This window comes from Citrobacter sp. Cf118 (assembly GCF_030334095.1).
In the GTDB taxonomy this organism is placed as follows: domain Bacteria; phylum Pseudomonadota; class Gammaproteobacteria; order Enterobacterales; family Enterobacteriaceae; genus Citrobacter; species Citrobacter freundii.
The window spans coordinates 1-2036 of record NZ_JAOWES010000052.1 but is presented as its reverse complement, the minus strand read 5'-3'; the positions used below and the strand labels follow the sequence as shown (position 1 = coordinate 2036).

Genomic DNA, 2036 nt, shown 5'->3' with positions numbered 1-2036 from the left:
GGTAAGCAGAGTTTTTGAAATGTAAGGCCTTTGAATAAGACAAAAGGCTGCCTCATCGCTAACTTTGCAACAGTGCCCTAGATTATCCGTGGCGATTCAATTATTCTAAAGTTTTCGACCGCTATACACTCTTATCATTCTTTGTTAATCGTTTATTAAGATAATAAATATAAGGACGAAACCATGAACGATGTCATTCGTGACTTTTTCAAAATGGAATCAGCTGGTGGTATTCTTCTCGTGATTGCCGCGGCAATTGCGATGACCATTGCTAACTCACCGCTGGGCGAAACTTATCAATCTGTACTGCATACTTATGTATTTGGTATGTCAGTTTCTCACTGGATTAATGACGGCCTAATGGCTGTTTTCTTCTTACTCATTGGCCTTGAAGTTAAGCGAGAGCTGCTTGAAGGTGCGTTAAAATCAAAAGAAACCGCAATTTTCCCTGCGATTGCAGCGGTTGGCGGTATATTAACTCCTGCTCTTATTTACGTAGCCTTTAATGCCAACGATCCTGAGGCGATTTCTGGTTGGGCAATTCCAGCGGCGACAGATATCGCTTTTGCTTTAGGTATCATGGCGTTATTAGGTAAGCGTGTACCAGTAAGCCTAAAAGTGTTCTTGCTGGCGGTTGCTATCATCGATGATTTAGGTGTAGTTGTTATTATCGCGCTATTTTACACCGGTGACCTGTCGACCATGGCGTTGCTTGTTGGCTTCATCATGACTGGTGTCCTATTCATGTTGAATGCGAAGGAAGTAACAAAACTTACGCCATACATGATCGTCGGTGCGATCTTATGGTTCGCGGTGCTTAAATCTGGTGTTCACGCAACATTGGCAGGTGTAGTGATTGGTTTTGCTATCCCACTAAAGGGAAAGCAGGGCGAACATTCTCCACTTAAACATATGGAGCACGCGCTTCACCCATACGTGGCATTTGGTATTCTGCCTCTATTCGCATTTGCCAATGCGGGGATTTCGTTAGAAGGCGTATCGATGTCAGGTCTAACTTCAATGCTGCCACTCGGTATTGCTTTGGGTCTACTGGTTGGTAAGCCTCTAGGTATCTTTACCTTTAGCTGGGCAGCGGTAAAAATGGGCGTTGCTAAGTTACCTGAAGGCGTTAACTTCAAGCATATCTTTGCGGTATCTGTGTTGTGTGGTATTGGCTTTACAATGTCTATCTTCATTTCCTCTTTAGCGTTCGGAAATGTAAGTCCTGAATTTGATACCTATGCTCGACTCGGTATCTTAATGGGTTCTACGACAGCAGCATTACTTGGCTATGCCTTACTGCACTTTTCTTTGCCTAAGAAAGCGCAAGCGTAAGATAAAAATGAGCTATTTTGTAAAGCCTCCCAATCGGGATAACACCGATCAGTTAAGGCATTGATCAGTTGAACGATCCTACGGATGGTTAACAATACCCTCAGTACACTAATTGCTGAGGGTATTTTTGGCACTGTTGCAAATAGTCGGTGGTGATAAACTTATCATCCCCTTTTGCTGATGGAGCTGCACATGAACCCATTCAAAGGCCGGCATTTTCAGCGTGACATCATTCTGTGGGCCGTACGCTGGTACTGCAAATACGGCATCAGTTACCGTGAGCTGCAGGAGATGCTGGCTGAACGCGGAGTGAATGTCGATCACTCCACGATTTACCGCTGGGTTCAGCGTTATGCGCCTGAAATGGAAAAACGGCTGCGCTGGTACTGGCGTAACCCTTCCGATCTTTGCCCGTGGCACATGGATGAAACCTACGTGAAGGTCAATGGCCGCTGGGCGTATCTGTACCGGGCCGTCGACAGCCGGGGCCGCACTGTCGATTTTTATCTCTCCTCCCGTCGTAACAGCAAAGCTGCATACCGGTTTCTGGGTAAAATCCTCAACAACGTGAAGAAGTGGCAGATCCCGCGATTCATCAACACGGATAAAGCGCCCGCCTATGGTCGCGCGCTTGCTCTGCTCAAACGCGAAGGCCGGTGCCCGTCTGACGTTGAACACCGACAGATTAAGTACCGGAACAA

2 protein-coding genes are annotated in these 2036 nt (G+C 46.3%); both read left to right on the top strand.

Going from position 1 to position 2036, the window contains the following annotated elements; genetic code table 11:
• Positions 1-183: 183 nt before the first annotated feature.
• On the top strand, positions 184-1335 hold the full coding sequence (gene nhaA, locus OGX67_RS01910) for a Na+/H+ antiporter NhaA (RefSeq protein WP_001000602.1): 1152 nt from the start codon (positions 184-186) through the stop codon (positions 1333-1335).
• Positions 1336-1527: 192 nt separating this feature from the next.
• On the top strand, positions 1528-2036 hold a 509-nt coding region (locus tag OGX67_RS01905), incomplete at its 3' end, for an IS6-like element IS26 family transposase (protein WP_061317786.1).